The organism is Mesorhizobium sp. WSM4840, from assembly GCF_055811755.1.
This window is the reverse complement of the sequence record NZ_JBVVQD010000012.1, coordinates 136,507-151,623: the sequence shown is the minus strand read 5'-3', so window position 1 is coordinate 151,623 and position 15,117 is coordinate 136,507. Positions and strand designations below refer to the sequence as shown.

Sequence of the window (15,117 nt, the reverse complement as noted above, 5' to 3'; positions counted from 1 at the left end):
GAAGTGCCCGGCAGGGCGATGAGGGGCAGCGCAATCGTCGGGTTAAAACAGCGCGATTCAGGAACAATCCTGCCCGCTTTACCCTAAATGAACTGCACCTGGACGATCTCATAGCCCCGTGCACCGCCTGGCGCGTTGACCTCGATCGCATCGCCGACTTCCTTGCCGATCAGCGCCCGCGCGATCGGCGAGGAGATCGAGATGCGGCCGGACTTCACGTCCGCTTCCTGGTCGCCGACGATCTGGTAGGTCTTCTTCTCTTCCGTGTCCTCGTCGACCAGCACCACGGTCGCGCCGAACTTGACCTTTTCGCCGCTGAGCTTGGTGATGTCGATCACTTCGGCCCGGGCGATGAAGTCCTCAAGCTCGTTGACGCGGCCCTCATTGAGGCTGTGCGCCTCTTTCGCCGCGTGGTACTCGGCATTTTCGGAAAGATCGCCATGCGAGCGCGCTTCGGAGATCGCTTCGATGATGCGCGGCCGCTCTTCCTGCTGGCGCCAGCGCAGTTCTTCCTTCAATGACGCGAACCCCTCGCCTGTCATCGGGACCTTGTTCATGATGCCTGACCTTTCCTGCCGCCGCCCCCGCATTCCGGGAGCGACCTTGTCGATGGGTACAAAAAGAAAACGGTCCGGCAGCCTCGGGCTAACGGAACCGTGTCACCGCAATTTCCCCCAATATAGCAATCTTCGTGGGTTTTTCACGCCAAAAAATCAGTTTTGAAAAATTCACGCGCCATTTGTAGAAATGCCGTAACGGCCGCGCGGCAGGCAGGGCGAGCGGCAAACAAAAAACCGGCTGCGATTGCTCACAGCCGGTGTGAGGAGTGTTTGGGCTTCAAATCAGCTCTTCGTGAAACGGTCTATCTGCTCAGACAGCATGCCGTATTCACGAGATCCCTTGCCGGTGCGCTTCTCGATCTCGCGGAGCTGTTCCTGGGCACCGTCGAGATCGCCGATCTGCAGATGCGCCTCGCCGAGATATTCACGTACCAGCGTGTAATCAGGATCGATGCGCAGCGCTTCCTCGTAATAGCCGAGGCCGACGGTGACACGTCCGGAATGGCGATGCGAGTAGCCGAGATAGTTGAGGATGCGAGGGTCTTTCTTGTCCGCAGCCAGGCTGAGTACGACGATCGCCTCGTCATAACGTCCGGCCATCGCCAGCGCGCGGCCGGCTTCATAGATGTTGTCGTCGTCCAGCATGCCTTGCTTGGGTGCCACGCATTTCTTCAGCTTCTTGTCCCAGACCATGCCTTTCTTGCACTGTGTCGTCTGGCTGCCATCGCCACCGCCTCCACCTTCACCGGCCGAAAACACTGGAACAGCAAACAGCGGCAGGGCGGCAACCGCCAGAACCTGGATCAGCAATCGTCTGCGCATCGAACCCTCCTTGAAGCATGACAATGCAAGATAAACGCCGGGCAAAAGCCATTTCATCCCGGAAAAAAGTCATGGCCACTGAAAGCTTTTTTAACGATCCGCGCCAGCGGAAAATAGAAGCGCCGAACATGACGTGACGAGCGCTGCAAATTCGCTATCATCCAGCAAACGGCAACGGAGTATGCGGAGACGGCCAGTGCAGCGGCGCCTTGAAAAGGAATGGGAGCTTTCGATCGGTCCCGACACGGTGCGCCTATTCATCCTCAAGGCGAAGGCGTTGAGCGCTGCCGTCAACGAAGACTATGCCGATGGCGCCGAGCACGAGGTAGAACTCGATGGCGAGGCGCATGACAACCATCATCATGACGGTCTCGTCGAGGAAAGTTCCGAAGACCTCACCGAAGAAGAACTGCGCGAACTGATCAACGACCTCAATGTCGACGAGGCGGCCGAACTCGTCGCCCTCGCCTGGGTCGGACGCGGTGACTATGACGCCTCGGAATGGGCGGACGCGCTGACGGCCGCGCGCGAGCGCGCCAACAAGCGCACGGCGAAATATCTGCTCGGCATGCCGCTCTTGGCCGACTGGCTGGAGGAAGGGCTGGAAGCGATCGGTGCGTAACGCGGCGGTTACCGTTCGTGATCGGCCAAAACCCTCGTTCAGGCAACTTCCGCATTCGCCCGCCGTTTACGGCAAATGGCGGCGCTGACCCCTCTCTTATTCATCAGATGGCCGGATTTATCAGATTGGCCGGATTGACCAGATTGGCCGGATTGACCAAATTGGCGCTGCCCTTGGCGGCGGCGATGCTGTCGGCAGGAGCGGCCCTGGCCCAAGCTCCGGAATTGCCTGATACCGTGCCCGTCCCGGAGCTCAATCGCTCGCAATCAGCGCAAGGAGCCGCACCTGCCGACGTGCCGATCCCCGAGCCGCGCCCTGCGGATGCGCCAGAGGCTGATCAACCCGCCACCGACAAAATGGACCAGCAGAAGTCGGACCAGCATCAGGAAGCCCGGCCGGAGCCGCCGGCAATCGCTCCAACGCCGAGCGAAAAGCCCGCCGAGGCGGAACCGCCGGCCACCGCCCCGAAACCACCGGAGAAGCCGGCGCAAGCGCAGCAGAAAGAGATCCCTCCCGACCCGCGCTCGACCTTTGTCCCGCAGGAAAAAATGCCGGACGAGGAACTTGCCTGCCGCAGGCGGCTGAAGTCGATGGGCGTCGACTTCGAGGAACGCAAAGCCGAGCACGATGCGGCGGTCGGCTGCTCTATCCCCTATCCGATCGCGCTGAAGACGCTGGGCAAGTCATTGGATATCAACCCCGAAGCCGAGCTGAACTGCCAGATGGCCGAGGCCGCCGCGCGCTTCGCTGCGAATATCATCCAGCCGGCGGCCAAGGCCGAGCTCGGCGCCAATCTCAAGTCGGTCGGCCAGGCATCCGCCTTCGTCTGCCGACGACGCAATGGCGGAGGGAAATTGTCGGAGCACGCCTTCGGCAACGCGCTTGACATCGCCAGCTTCACGCTTTCGGACGGCAGGAGGATCGACATCGGCCCGGCGCCGCCGGAAAAGGAGGCGAAATTCCTGAACGCAGTACGCAAGGCAGCCTGCGGACCGTTCAAGACCGTGCTCGGCCCGGGCAGCGATGCGGATCATTCACTGCATCTCCATCTCGATCTCGCACCGCGCCGCAACGGCGGCACCTTCTGCCAGTGATATGGTCCCAGACCGCCGCGCGCCGCAATTTGGCCGCAGCCGTAAACGCGGCCGCTGATTTTTCCTTTACTCTTGGCGGTTAATCTCCGTCTCGTCTGATCATGATCCCGAAAAGCCGGATCCGGTTTTCGGAGAAAGATCATGATCAAACGATGAGACAGAGCCTGATCGGGATCAGGCTTGGGGACAGGGATCTTGTCGATGGCCGGGATAATTCGCGCCGCGTTCGTCGCCGTGCGGCAAACCAGACGCGCGCGCATGATTGCCGGCGGCCTTGCCATCACAGCGATCTCGGCCTGCACCACCGGCAGCGTGCTTTCGCTTGAACCGGCCGTCGATGTCGGCAGCCAGACATCGGCCGTTCCGAACTACGCGGGGATGCAGCGCCTCGTCCCGTCCAACCCATACATGACCGCCGCCTATCCGCGCATGGACGAGCCGATGGCGCCGACCGAACAGATGCCGGCCAGCGAGGTCGACTGCCGCAACGAACTGAAACGCCTGGGCGTCGTCTACACCGATCTTGCGCCGATCCGCGAAGGCCAGTGCGGCATCGACTATCCGGTCAAGATCTCGGCCATCGGCAGCGTCGGAATGAAGCCTGCCGCGACGCTGACCTGCGACATGGCCGCCACCTTCGCCGGCTGGACCAGGAATGAACTGGTCCCCTCCGCCCGCTGGCGTTATTTCTCCGGCGTCAAGACCATTCGCCAGGGATCGAGCTATTCCTGCCGCAGGATCGCCGGCGAAGGCGTGCTGTCGGAGCACGGCAAGGGCAACGCGCTGGACGTCATGAGCATCGAGCTCGGCAATGGCAAAGATATCGACGTGCGCAAGCCCGGCCTGTTCGCCTTCCGCACGCGCGGCTTCCTCAACACTGTGCGTGCTGACGGCTGCCAGTATTTCACCACTGTGCTCGGCCCCGGCTACAATTACGACCACCGCAACCACTTCCATTTCGACATCAAGAACCGCAGGAACGGCTACCGCGCCTGCCGCTGAACCCGAGCGCATGCCCACTGCCCAAGGTCTGCGCCGCCGCGTAGAATGACGCCATATAAGGTGATGCCGTATCGCCTGGGTGGTATCTCGTGAGCCGACGAAGCCTTCGACGACGCGCAACGATCTGGCTGGTGGCGTTCTGTGCCGGCTATCTCGTGCTCGCCTATTTCGCCGCGCCGGAATTCTGGACCCTGAGGGACCGCAATTTCCGTACGCAGCGCTTCGCGATGCTGACGCACACGCCGCAGGGTATTGCGGGCGACCCGATCAATGTCGGCCTCGTCGGCACCAAAAAAGAGCTGGTCCACGCCTTCGCCGTCGCCGGGTGGGACACGGCCGACGCCCTCACGCTGAAGACCGCCATTGAGATCGGCGAAAGCGTGCTGTTCGATCGGCCCTATCCCGACGCGCCGGTCAGCCGGTTGTTATTCGAAGGCCGTGCACAGGATCTGGCCTTCGAGAAGCCGGTCGGCGACAGTGCCGACCGGCGTCATCACGTCCGCTTTTGGCAGACCGAGGCGACCGGAGACGATGGCCGGCCGCTCTGGCTGGGGTCGGCAAGCTTCGATCGCGGCGTTGGCCTCAGCCACGACACCGGCGCGATCACTCACCATATCGCTCCCGACATCGACGCCGAGCGCGATTTCCTGATCCGCGACCTGTCTGCCGCAGGCATGCTGATCTCGACCGACGAAATCGCAGGCATCGGCGCGACAAAGACCGGGCGCAATGGCGGTGGCGACCACTATTTCACCGACGGCAAGGCGGTAGTGGGCGTGCTGCTGCAGTTGCCGTAGGCGCAAGACGAAACGGTTCTATCTCCAGATGCTTGAACGTCTGCGACACCTGGTCGAAACAGAGCAGCGAACTCGAGACGGTCCTGTCGGAGTGTCTCGTCGAAGACATCGTCGTGCACGCCATCTGGCCGGTGACGCGCAGCCTGACGCCAAAGGTCGGCGTCGCGTCGACGCCTTGATCATCATTTTTCGTCGCCGCCATGGGATGCTGCATGAAACCGGCATGAAAAATGATGGCGATCTATTTTCGAAGACCGCGCCGCAATGCTATTGACCCCGCATGCTCTATGCTGAAATCGCCATCGTGGCCGCCCTCATCTGCGTGAACGGCCTTCTGGCAATGTCCGAACTTGCCATCGTCTCGTCACGGCCGGCCCGCCTCAGGGCGATGATCGACCGCGATGTCAAGGGCGCCGGCCGCGCCTTGGCGCTCGGCTCCAATCCCGGCAAATTCCTGTCGTCGGTGCAGATCGGCATCACTCTGGTCGGTGTTTTATCCGGCGCCTTTTCCGGCGCCACGCTCGGCGAGCGGCTGTCCGTGTTCCTGGCATCGGCCGGCGTCCGCGAAAGCCTTGCCGACCCGATCGGCGTCGGCATCGTCGTCGCCCTCATCACCTACTTCTCACTCGTCATCGGCGAACTGGTGCCCAAGCAGATCGCGCTGCGCGATCCCGAACGCGTCGCCGCCAAGGTTGCTCCGGCGATGATCATCCTCGCCACCGTCTCGGCGCCGCTGGTCTTCCTGCTCGACATTTCCGGCCGCGCTATGCTGTGGCTGCTCGGCCAACGCGGTGAAAGCGAGGAGAAGGTCACCGACGAGGAGATCAAGATGCTGGTCGCCGAGGCCGAGCATCACGGCACCATCGAATCCGACGAGCGGCGCATGATCGCCGGCGTCATGCGGCTCGGCGACCGCGCCGTCCGCGCGGTGATGACGCCGCGCACCGAGGTCGACTGGATCAACCTGGAGTCCGACGACACGGCGATCCGCAAACTCCTGATGGAGACCCAGCATTCGCGCCTGCCAGCCGGCGATGGCAGTGTCGACGCCATGATCGGCGTCGTCCAGACCCGCGACGTGCTGGCCGCGATGCTTGGCGGTCGCGCACTCGACCCGCGCCGGCACGTGCGCACCGCTCCCATTGTCCATGACCAGGCCGACGCGCTGGATGTCCTTTCGACACTCAAGGAGTCCAACGTGCCGATGGCGCTGGTCCATGACGAATACGGCCATTTCGAAGGCATCGTCACCCCTGCGGACATATTGGAAGCCATCACCGGCGTCTTCCGGGCGGACCTCGACGCCGGTGATGAGGAAAACGCCGTCAAGCGCGAGGACGGCTCATGGCTGCTCGCCGGCTACATGCAGGCCGACGAGATGGCGGACGTTCTCGGCATCGACCTGCCCGAGAACCGCGACTACGAGACCGTCGCCGGTTACGTGCTGTCGCACATGCACCATCTGCCGACGACCGGCGAATGCGTGGATGCGCAGGGCTGGCGCTTCGAGGTCGTCGACCTCGACGGCCGCCGCATCGACAAGCTCATCGCTACCCGCCTGCCCGGCGGTCACCGCGAAATCGTGCGGTGACAAGCGTGTCGAGGTGAAGAGGCACCACGGAACGGTCCGTTTCGCCTCGATCGAGCGCTGATCTCAACTGAAAGAGCCTGCATCTGGACGTTGCGCGGGCTCTTGGACAACAAGCAGTTCAAGCGGCTTCTGGAGGAGCCGAGAGGGCACTTATGCCCTTCGTGACGGCGGTCGGCGCCATCGTTGGCAACGCGTCACCCCAACGGGAATACCACCTCGACCTCGTAGAAAACGATGAGCCCGGCCAACGCCAATAGGAGAGCAAGCAAGCCTGCGCCGAGTAATGACTCGAACTTGTTTCCGTCGCTGCGCATTGGAACGCCAATGGTTGACAAGTTGCTAATCTTTATGTGACACTTTTGTGACAATTGCAAGGGTGGAAAAGGAAGCCCCGCTTCTGTTCAGCGAATGGAGACCGATACTCGCCCTAGTTACAGTATTATCTCTACTGATTCTTTGTGCAAGTTTCGCACAAGATTTAAGCTTGTACGCTGGACAGGAGCCGGACCTTTCGAGAAAAATATGGCTCCTTGATGTCGATGTGGAACGGAGCGCGTTCACTTGGGTCTCCGTGCTGGTGCTTTTTTTCTGTAGCCGTCTTCTATTTCAGTGCGGAGACGATGCGGCGGGCCGTAGCAGTCGGTTCACCTGGCATTGGTACTTCTTAGGCTTCCTGTTCCTGCTTCTTTCTTTCGATGAATTCACGGGCCTTCATGAGAAGCTATCCGCTGCGTTGGCTGCGAGGTCAACCAATACGGGCCTGCTGTATTTTGCATGGGCAGCGCCGGCAGGCATTCTTAGCTTAGTGGGGCTAGCTGCATTTGTTCCATTCATCCGCTCTTTCCCGACATCGCTCGCCGTGCTGTTGGCGGTTTCGGCGGCGCTGTTTCTTGGCGGAGCGGTCGGGTTTGAAATGGTCGGCGGCAGCGTTGCAGAGGCGGAAGGTATGGAATCCTTGCGCTATCGCATTCTGGCGAACATCGAAGAAGGTCTCGAACTTGCCGGGACATTGACCTTTATCTACGCACTACTCTCATACCGTGAGATAACGTCACGCACGCGCTGAGGCTATGCTAATGGTGGTGCTCGTCTTGCTCCGGCAAGGATATCCCGAAAACCCGCACCAAATCGGCGACCTGTTCCGGCGACAGGTAGCGGGGGTTGAGGCCGCGTAAAAGCAGATAGAGCCTTGCGGTTTCTTCCAGCTCCTCGGTAGCGAATACTGCGGCCTCGAGCGTTTCGCCCGCGACGACGGGACCGTGATTTGCCAGCAGCACTGAGGAGTAGCGTCCGGCAAGGCCCTTGATCGCAGCGACAACCGCCGGGTCGCCTGGCCGATGGTAGGACACCAGCGCGGTTTGTCCGGCGCGCATCAGATAGTAGGGCGTCATCGGCGGCAGCACCGCCTTAGGATCGATTTCCGGCAGCATGGAAAGGGCAACTGCGTGGGTCGAGTGCAGGTGCACGATGGCGCGCGCCTCTGCCCTCGTCTGATAGAGCGCAGTATGCAACGGAATTTCCTTGGTCGGCGCATCGCCAGAGGTCAGCCGGCCTTGCGCATCAAGGCGTGAAATTCGGCCAGGATCCAGGAATCCCAGCGAGGCATTGGTGGGTGTGACCAGCCAGCCGCCATCATCGAGCCGCAGGCTGATATTGCCTGATGATCCCGGCGTCAGCCCGCGCTCGAACAACGAACGTCCGAAGCGGCAGATATCGTCCCTCAGCTTGGTTTCAGTCACGTCGTCGCTCCTTCAATCAGCTCGAACCCGATATCGACCACTGCGGATGGTCCGTCGGAGCAGACGAGCCGTGCTCCGATCTCACCGACGGTCACGCGCGGCGTCAGGATGGTCGAAAGTGGCTGCGGCGCACTCCTGGCTACATCGAGACCGTTGTAGCCGAAGATCGCCAGCCGGTCCGGTATGGTGATGCCGTGGGCGAGACAGTGGAAATAGCCGCCGATCGCCATGTCGTCGTTGGAGAAATAAACCGCATCCAGATCGGGACAACGCTCCAGCAATCGAGCCAGCCCGTCGCGCCCGGCTTCGATCGAGGATGCGGCAGGAATGATTTCTTCTCCGATGACGCTGAGCCCGGCTTCGCCCAGGGCCGCGCGAAATGCTACGAAGCGCTTGGCTGCGCGAAGGTCCAGGCTGAGGTCGTGGCCAACGTAACCGATGCAGCGATAGCCACGCGATATCAAATGCCGAGCGCTCACCCGGCCCGCCTTGCGGTTGGAAAAGCCCACGACGATGTCGATGCCCTCGCCATCGGTATCGAGCAATTCGGCCACTCTGATGCGGGCGTTCCGCAGCATGGCGCCGGTGCGCTCGGTATGCTCGAGCCCCGCTACCATCATCCCGGCTGGACGCCAGCTGAGGAGTGACTCGATGACGCTCTCCTCTCGCTCCGGATCGTAGTCTGTCACTGCGACGACAGGTTGGAAGCCGGCTCCGACCAGTACTGTATTGGCGCCGCGCAGCACATCCGGAAAGACGATATTGCTTAGCGAAGGAATGACAACACCGACGAGCTTGGACCCCATGGAGGCCAGGGTTCCCGCGATCCGATTTGGCACATAACCGAGGCTCCGCGCGGCAGTGAGTACACTCTCGCGTGTCTTGGTTGAGAAGGAACCATGCCCGCGCAACACGCGCGAAGCAGTGCTTTCGCCGACGCCCGCCGCGCGCGCAACGTCGGTGAGGGTTATCATCGCGCCGGTTTGCGTACCGTCTTCTGCTTCGCTCTGCATTCCAGTTTCTCGGCTCGATGCGTCGGTACGACGCTAGTTTCTGGCGCTTCTTTTGTCACATTCAGGCGCCGCACTCAACAAACTTTGGCAGCGCTGCCACTTTTCGTTTGGCAGCGCTGCCATTCTCGTATATCGGATTATGCAAGCGCTGCCAAAATCCAGCCAGAGGCGCGTGAGGCCTGAGGGACCACCCCTTACACTTGGGAGGAAACAGATGACGATACAGACCTCGACGCTTCCGGCGGAGGCCGGAGCAGAAGACGACATCAAAAGGAAGGCCTACGGCAAGGTCTTCTGGCGCATCGTGCCGTTTCTGATGTTGTGCTATGTCGTTGCGTACCTCGATCGGGTCAATGTCGGCTTTGCCAAGCTGCAGATGTCGACCGACCTTGCCTTCAGTGAAACCGTCTACGGCCTTGGCGCCGGCATCTTCTTCATCGGCTATTTCCTGTTTGAGATCCCGAGCAACGTCATCCTGCACAAAGTAGGGGCACGCGTCTGGATCGCCCGCATAATGATCACCTGGGGCCTGATTTCGGCCGGTTTCATGTTCACTGCATCTGCCCCGATGTTCTACCTGCTGCGCTTCCTGCTCGGTGTCGCCGAGGCTGGTTTCTACCCCGGCATCATCCTCTTCCTCACCTATTGGTATCCCTCGCACCGGCGCGCCAAGATCATCGCGATATTCATGTCCGCGATCCCCATCTCCGGGATTTTCGGCAATCCGCTTTCCGGCTGGATCATGGATTCGTTCCATGGCAGCAACGGCCTTGCCGGCTGGCAGTGGATGTTCCTGATCGAAGCGGTTCCCGCAATCCTGCTTGGCATCGCAGTCTTTTTCTTCCTTGACAACGGCATCCGTCACGCCAAGTGGCTGAGTGAAGCGGAGAAGCAGGCAATCGAGCGAGAGATCGCCCAAGAAGAGCGCGGCAAGGAACGCTCACACTCCGTCGCCGGCATTTTCCGCGATCCCCGGATCTGGCTGATGTGTCTCATCTATTTCTGCTTCGTGATGGGCCAGTACGGATTGACGTTCTGGATGCCCACGCTGGTCAAGGCGACGGGGGTCGCCGGCAACCTCAATATCGGACTGATCAGCGCAATCCCGTTTATCTGCGCTGTGATCGCCATGAACTTTTTTGGCCGCAGCGCCGACAGATATCGCGAGCGCCGCTGGCACCTGGTGGTTCCCGCTCTCTTTGGAGCCATCGGCTTCGTGATCGCAGCCACCTCGCCCGATCCCACCATCGCAATTGCCTTTCTGTCGCTGGCCGCAGCAGGTGCGATCACTTGTGCGCCGCTGTTCTGGTCACTGCCCACAGCGTTCCTCGGCGGAACTGGTGCTGCGGCTGGTATTGCGCTCATCAATTCGGTCGGAAATCTTGCCGGCTTCGTCAGCCCCTATCTCGTTGGCTACCTCAAGGATCTGACCGGCACGACCCAGGTCGGCATGTACGCCCTGGCCGCAATCCTGGTGGTCGGCGCGATCCTGGTGCTGACAGTCCCGCCCAAACTGGTCAACCGCTAGCCGAACCGCCTCATGCAAGGAGTTTCCATTATGACCATGAACGACGAGCAGAAGGATATCCCAGCTGCAGCCACACTGCGGGTCGCGGTTATCGGCCTCGGTTCGATGGGGTTCGGGATGGCGACGTCGCTTCGCCGCGCCGGGTTCGAGGTGACCGGCTTCGACGTCAACGACCAGATGGTGGCGCGCTTTGTCGCCAACGGCGGGCGGGGGGCACAAACCCCCGCCGAGGCCGCCCAAGCCGCGGACGTCGTGGTTTGCGTCGTCGTCAATGCGGCGCAGACCGAAGCGATCCTCTTTGGCGCCGATGGAGTGGCCGAAACCCTGCCAGGCGGCGCGGTGTTCGTCTCCTCAGCCACCATGGATCCTGACGTTGCACGCAATCTGGCCGCCCGGCTGGAAACCACCGGACGGCTCTATCTTGACGCCCCGATCAGTGGTGGGTCGGTCCGCGCGGCGGAAGGTGCCCTCACCGTGCTGGCCTCCGGCAGCGCTGCCGCCTTTGCCAAGGCGCGGCCCGCACTCGACGCAATGGCAGCCAAGCTTTATGAGCTTGGAGATGAACCGGGCGTCGGCGCGGCATTCAAGATGATAAACCAGTTGCTCGCCGGTGTGCATATCGCGGCAGCGAGCGAAGCCGTCGCCTTTGCCGCTCGGCAAGGGCTCGATATTCGCAAGGTCTATGAGGTCATCACCGCCTCGGCCGGCAATTCATGGATGTTCGAGAACCGCGTTCCGCACGTGCTCGACGGCGACTATGCCCCTCGCAGCGCCGTCGACATTTTTGTCAAGGATCTCGGTATCGTCCAGGACATGGCGCGCAGCGCCAAGTTCCCCGTGCCGGTGGCTGCCGCAGCGCTGCAGATGTTCCTGATGACCTCGGCGGCCGGTATGGGGCGCGATGACGATGCCTCGGTCGCCCGCCTCTACGCAAGGATCACGGGCACCGACTTGCCCGGCGAACCGCAAACCTGACCAGGACCGGACCCAGCCAATGCCCCGCTTCGCCGCCAATCTCACCATGATGTTCAACGAATGGCCGTTTCTCGACCGGTTCGCTGCCGCCGCCGATGCCGGCTTCGAAGCGGTCGAGTTCCTTTTCCCTTACGAGCATAGACCCGATGCGATCGCCGAACGCCTCGCAAAGAACAGTCTATGCCAGGTCCTGTTCAACCTGCCGCCCGGTAACTGGGCTGGCGGCGAGCGTGGACTGGCCTCCCTGCCGGGACGGTTCGACGAGCTCCGGGTCGGCGTTGAAGCAGCGCTCTCTTACGAAGAGGCGACCGGCGTCAAGCGCCTCCATCTCATGTCGGGGATTGCCTCTCGCGACGACAAGGAAGCTGTCGATGCCTACCGGAAGGCCATCGTCTGGACGGCCGGAAAACTCGCCGATCGAGGCATCGATCTCCTGATCGAGCCGATCAACAGCCGTGACATGCCGGGTTACTTCCTCAACGACTTCGGCTTCGCAGAAGCTCTTGTCGGCGATCTGGCGCTACCCAATCTCAAGTTGCAATTCGACGTCTACCATCGCCAGATCATGCATGGTGACGTCACCATGGCGCTTCGGCGGATGATGCCGCTCATTGGTCACATCCAGATCGCCAGCGTGCCTTCGCGGCATGAACCGGCGACCGGGGAACTCAATGATCACTTCATTTTCGACGAGCTGGACCGGCTAGGATATGCCGGCTTTGTCGGCTGCGAATACCGGCCGAGCAGCAAAACGCTCGACGGGCTCAGCTGGCTCGCTCCCTATAGCGGCGAGCACCAGCGCCCAATTTCAGGTGCCAAGGGTGGAGCTCTAACATGACGCTCTCGCTCGGCTGCATCGCGGACGACTACACCGGTGCCTCGGACCTGGCGAACACGCTGGCCAAAGAGGGTCTGCGTACGATCCAGACCATCGGAATTCCCACGGACGACCTGGCTTTGCCCGAAGTCGATGCGATTGTCGTTTCGCTGAAGATCCGGTCGATCGCCGCATCTGAGGCGGTCGAACGTGCCCGTGCCTCTGATCGCTGGCTGCGCGAGCGCGGCGCCGATCATGTCATGTACAAGATCTGTTCCACCTTCGATTCGACCGACAAGGGCAATATCGGCCCGGTACTCGATTCCCTGCGCGCCGATGCCGGTGAAACAACGGTGCTGGTGACGCCGGCCTTTCCGCAGACCGGTCGCACCGTCTATCAGGGCAATCTCTTCGTCGGAGCGGCGCCGCTCAACGAAAGCCCACTGAAGGATCATCCGCTCAACCCCATGCACGATGCCAACCTGGTCCGCGTTCTGGCTCGGCAGAGTGCTGCGGCGGTTGGACTGGTCGATCTCGCAATCGTTGCGCGCGGCGCCGAGGCGATCGTCGAGCGGCTGGCACGGCTTGCCTCCGATGGGAACGGAGCGGCCATCACCGATGCCGTGTTCGAGAGCGACCTCGAAGCAATTGGCGCGGCGGCGCTTCGTCAGCGATTGTCGATCGGAGCCTCCGGTTTGGGATTAGGTCTTGCCCGCGGCCTGATCGCGGCGGGCACCGTACGTCGCCACGAGAGGACTGCTGTTTACGGCAGACCGGTCGCAGGACCAGCAGCTATTCTTGCCGGAAGCTGTTCACAGGCGACTTTGGAACAGATCGCCAAAGCCGAGCAGACGATGCCCGTCCTGCGGCTCGATCCGGAAAAGCTTATGAACGGGCGGGAGGAGGCCCAGCTTGCCCTCGATTGGGCGGCCGAGCGGATGGCCCAAACTCCAGTCATCATCGCCAGCAGCTCCAATCCGGATGATGTATCAAGGCTGCAAACCCGCTACGGACGCGACGCGGTCGGCCAGGTCATTGAACGCTCCCTCGCGGCGATTGCCGAAGGCCTGGTGGAACGGGGCGTGCGTCGGCTGATCATAGCGGGCGGAGAGACATCCGGCGCGGTGGTTGACCGGCTTGCAATTCCCGCATTTCAACTCGGGCAGGAGATCGTTGCGGGCGTGCCTGTCTTGCACAGTATCGGAGGTCGCCACGGCGACATGGTGTTGGCTCTTAAATCTGGAAATTTCGGCGACGAAAGCTTCTTCGCGGACGCTTTGGCCATCATGGCGTAAGCCGTGGCGGCTCTTGGCCTCTACCTCACCGCGCGCGCCCATCCCGCGCATCGGGTTCGTTCTCCGACCCCTTTGCGGAACTCGCTCGCCCTCGGTCGAACTCACGCCCATGACCCGAAGCCGTTATCCGCCACACACATGTGTCCGTCCTAAGATCGGTGCAGGTCTGCCGGAACCGTTAGGGGCAAGATACGACCGCCCACCGTGTAGGTCCGGAATGGCGCAACCACATCATCACTGATGGTTAGCGGGATTGGCGTGAAATCTCAGCAAAACGCTGCAAGCAATTCCTTTATTGTCGCCGACTCCAGTGTCAAAGTGCGAGCCGCGTAGCTTGCGGGAGGTCCTCATGAGAAGTCTTCAATCGACGTTGAGACGGATTCAAATCGTGGCCCTTAATCGGACATATGCTGCGACGCTGAGAGGATTGAGCAAGGTTCGTGAACACAGGCATTGCCCCTTGTGTGGGTGGACGGGATTCCAATTTTCTGCCGGTAAACCTGGCCCATTCTTCCGGTTTGACGCTCGATGCCCATCATGCTGGTCCGCGGAGCGTCACAGGCTAGCTTACATCCTTCTGAAGGATTCCCTCCCGGCCAAGATAGATAAAATCCTGCACTTCGCTCCCGAACCAGAGATCCAGAAATGGCTCCAGCGAAGTTGCACTGAGTACCACACTGCCGATCTTATGGATCCGCAAGTTATGCATAAGGTTGACATTCAGGACTTGCCGTTTGAGGACAACACCTACGATCTCATCTGGTGCTCGCACGTTCTTGAACACGTCCCTGATGACCGAAGGGCTCTGAGCGAAATCCGCCGTATCCTCGCCCCAAACGGCATCGCCGTGATTCAGGTACCTCTTTGGGGATCTAAAACCATCGAAGGCGACCTCCCAACTTCCGAACGCGTGCGGGTCTACTATCAGGAAGACCACCTTCGCCGTTACGGAATGGATATTCTGGAGCGGCTGTCTATGGATGGACTTTCTGTCAGCGTCCGCAATGTTCAAGAGCTGGAACTTCAGTTAGTATTGAGGTGCTCACTGAACGACATGGCGAGCAACGATGTTTTCCTTCTCAGGAAGCTCGCCTGACATCGCTCGGCTCTTCCAGCCCGCGGTCATACTCGGCGGCGGAGGATCTCATCTTGCTCCAGTCCCAACGACAAGCTCCATCAAGGAGCTAACCTGCTGCCGCTGGTGACGTCTCAAACTGGCTCAGACAAGAGATTTTGCCATTTTTCCACGAGCAATGCGCGAT

The 15,117-nt window shown here is 61.1% G+C and carries 16 protein-coding genes; 12 read left to right on the top strand and 4 right to left on the bottom strand.

The features are described from left to right. Positions 1 to 83 precede the first annotated feature (83 nt). Positions 84 to 557, bottom strand: coding sequence for a transcription elongation factor GreA (gene greA / locus AC0L3I_RS17920; RefSeq protein ID WP_095491538.1), 474 nt, complete (start codon positions 555 to 557; stop codon positions 84 to 86). A gap of 285 nt (positions 558 to 842) precedes the next feature. Continuing rightward, on the bottom strand, positions 843 to 1,382 hold the full coding sequence (locus AC0L3I_RS17915; protein WP_473489032.1) for a tetratricopeptide repeat protein: 540 nt from the start codon (positions 1,380 to 1,382) through the stop codon (positions 843 to 845). Positions 1,383 to 1,578: 196 nt separating this feature from the next. Between AC0L3I_RS17915 and AC0L3I_RS17910 the strand changes: the two genes are divergently transcribed. The 7 genes from AC0L3I_RS17910 (at position 1,579) to AC0L3I_RS17880 (ending at position 7,554) form a co-directional block, all read left to right on the top strand. After that, complete coding sequence (locus AC0L3I_RS17910) at positions 1,579 to 2,004, top strand: DUF3775 domain-containing protein (protein ID WP_095491539.1); 426 nt, start codon at positions 1,579 to 1,581, stop codon at positions 2,002 to 2,004. Between the two features lie 125 nt (positions 2,005 to 2,129). Continuing rightward, positions 2,130 to 3,098 (top strand): extensin-like domain-containing protein, encoded by a 969-nt coding sequence (locus AC0L3I_RS17905; RefSeq protein ID WP_473489033.1) that lies wholly within the window; start codon positions 2,130 to 2,132, stop codon positions 3,096 to 3,098. Positions 3,099 to 3,299: 201 nt separating this feature from the next. Next, positions 3,300 to 4,100: an extensin-like domain-containing protein gene (locus AC0L3I_RS17900; RefSeq protein WP_473489034.1), complete on the top strand. Its 801-nt coding sequence runs from the start codon at positions 3,300 to 3,302 to the stop codon at positions 4,098 to 4,100. Between the two features lie 89 nt (positions 4,101 to 4,189). Next, complete coding sequence (locus AC0L3I_RS17895; protein WP_473489035.1) at positions 4,190 to 4,897, top strand: LssY C-terminal domain-containing protein; 708 nt, start codon at positions 4,190 to 4,192, stop codon at positions 4,895 to 4,897. 32 nt (positions 4,898 to 4,929) lie between these two features. Then, the gene (locus AC0L3I_RS17890) at positions 4,930 to 5,076 is read left to right on the top strand and encodes a hypothetical protein (RefSeq protein WP_473489036.1); all 147 of its coding nucleotides are present in this window, start codon (positions 4,930 to 4,932) and stop codon (positions 5,074 to 5,076) included. A gap of 101 nt (positions 5,077 to 5,177) precedes the next feature. Continuing rightward, positions 5,178 to 6,488, top strand: a complete 1,311-nt coding sequence (locus tag AC0L3I_RS17885) for a hemolysin family protein (protein ID WP_473489038.1) — start codon at positions 5,178 to 5,180, stop codon at positions 6,486 to 6,488. 376 nt (positions 6,489 to 6,864) lie between these two features. Beyond that, positions 6,865 to 7,554 carry a hypothetical protein gene (locus tag AC0L3I_RS17880; RefSeq protein ID WP_473489039.1) on the top strand — a complete coding sequence of 230 codons (690 nt, stop codon included), beginning with the start codon at positions 6,865 to 6,867 and terminating at the stop codon, positions 7,552 to 7,554. Between the two features lie 7 nt (positions 7,555 to 7,561). Here the strand turns inward: AC0L3I_RS17880 and otnC are convergent, their stop codons facing one another. Both otnC and AC0L3I_RS17870 read right to left on the bottom strand, forming a co-directional pair. Next, a complete protein-coding gene (gene otnC / locus AC0L3I_RS17875; RefSeq protein WP_123148408.1) occupies positions 7,562 to 8,227 on the bottom strand; it encodes a 3-oxo-tetronate 4-phosphate decarboxylase in 666 nt (221 codons plus the stop codon). Further along, on the bottom strand, positions 8,224 to 9,240 hold the full coding sequence (locus tag AC0L3I_RS17870) for a LacI family DNA-binding transcriptional regulator (RefSeq protein ID WP_473489040.1): 1,017 nt from the start codon (positions 9,238 to 9,240) through the stop codon (positions 8,224 to 8,226). The genes otnC and AC0L3I_RS17870 overlap by 4 nt, the downstream gene beginning before the upstream one ends. Before the next feature lie 214 nt (positions 9,241 to 9,454). On the opposite strand from AC0L3I_RS17870, the gene AC0L3I_RS17865 reads away from it, so the two are divergent. The 5 genes from AC0L3I_RS17865 (at position 9,455) to AC0L3I_RS17845 (ending at position 14,951) form a co-directional block, all read left to right on the top strand. Then, complete coding sequence (locus AC0L3I_RS17865) at positions 9,455 to 10,768, top strand: MFS transporter (protein ID WP_473489041.1); 1,314 nt, start codon at positions 9,455 to 9,457, stop codon at positions 10,766 to 10,768. 30 nt (positions 10,769 to 10,798) lie between these two features. Then, complete coding sequence (gene ltnD / locus AC0L3I_RS17860) at positions 10,799 to 11,743, top strand: L-threonate dehydrogenase (protein WP_473489042.1); 945 nt, start codon at positions 10,799 to 10,801, stop codon at positions 11,741 to 11,743. A gap of 19 nt (positions 11,744 to 11,762) precedes the next feature. Continuing rightward, complete coding sequence (gene otnI / locus AC0L3I_RS17855; RefSeq protein ID WP_473527748.1) at positions 11,763 to 12,581, top strand: 2-oxo-tetronate isomerase; 819 nt, start codon at positions 11,763 to 11,765, stop codon at positions 12,579 to 12,581. Continuing rightward, on the top strand, positions 12,578 to 13,855 hold the full coding sequence (gene otnK, locus AC0L3I_RS17850) for a 3-oxo-tetronate kinase (protein ID WP_473527747.1): 1,278 nt from the start codon (positions 12,578 to 12,580) through the stop codon (positions 13,853 to 13,855). Before otnI ends, otnK begins: the two co-directional genes overlap by 4 nt. 349 nt (positions 13,856 to 14,204) lie before the next feature. Further along, positions 14,205 to 14,951: a class I SAM-dependent methyltransferase gene (locus AC0L3I_RS17845; RefSeq protein WP_473527746.1), complete on the top strand. Its 747-nt coding sequence runs from the start codon at positions 14,205 to 14,207 to the stop codon at positions 14,949 to 14,951. The last annotated feature ends 166 nt before the right edge of the window (positions 14,952 to 15,117 follow it).

What these genes read in the sequence shown, in the direction of transcription:
- AC0L3I_RS17900 (WP_473489034.1), top strand. Translation starts at nt 3,300, where the DNA reads ATGGCCGGGATAATTCGCGCCGCGTTCGTCGCCGTGCGGCAAACCAGA.
- AC0L3I_RS17870 (WP_473489040.1), bottom strand. Translation starts at nt 9,240, where the DNA reads ATGCAGAGCGAAGCAGAAGACGGTACGCAAACCGGCGCGATGATAACC.
- AC0L3I_RS17865 (WP_473489041.1), top strand. Translation starts at nt 9,455, where the DNA reads ATGACGATACAGACCTCGACGCTTCCGGCGGAGGCCGGAGCAGAAGAC.
- AC0L3I_RS17915 (WP_473489032.1), bottom strand. Translation starts at nt 1,382, where the DNA reads ATGCGCAGACGATTGCTGATCCAGGTTCTGGCGGTTGCCGCCCTGCCG.
- AC0L3I_RS17845 (WP_473527746.1), top strand. Translation starts at nt 14,205, where the DNA reads ATGAGAAGTCTTCAATCGACGTTGAGACGGATTCAAATCGTGGCCCTT.
- otnI (WP_473527748.1), top strand. Translation starts at nt 11,763, where the DNA reads ATGCCCCGCTTCGCCGCCAATCTCACCATGATGTTCAACGAATGGCCG.
- ltnD (WP_473489042.1), top strand. Translation starts at nt 10,799, where the DNA reads ATGACCATGAACGACGAGCAGAAGGATATCCCAGCTGCAGCCACACTG.
- AC0L3I_RS17885 (WP_473489038.1), top strand. Translation starts at nt 5,178, where the DNA reads ATGCTCTATGCTGAAATCGCCATCGTGGCCGCCCTCATCTGCGTGAAC.
- otnK (WP_473527747.1), top strand. Translation starts at nt 12,578, where the DNA reads ATGACGCTCTCGCTCGGCTGCATCGCGGACGACTACACCGGTGCCTCG.
- greA (WP_095491538.1), bottom strand. Translation starts at nt 557, where the DNA reads ATGAACAAGGTCCCGATGACAGGCGAGGGGTTCGCGTCATTGAAGGAA.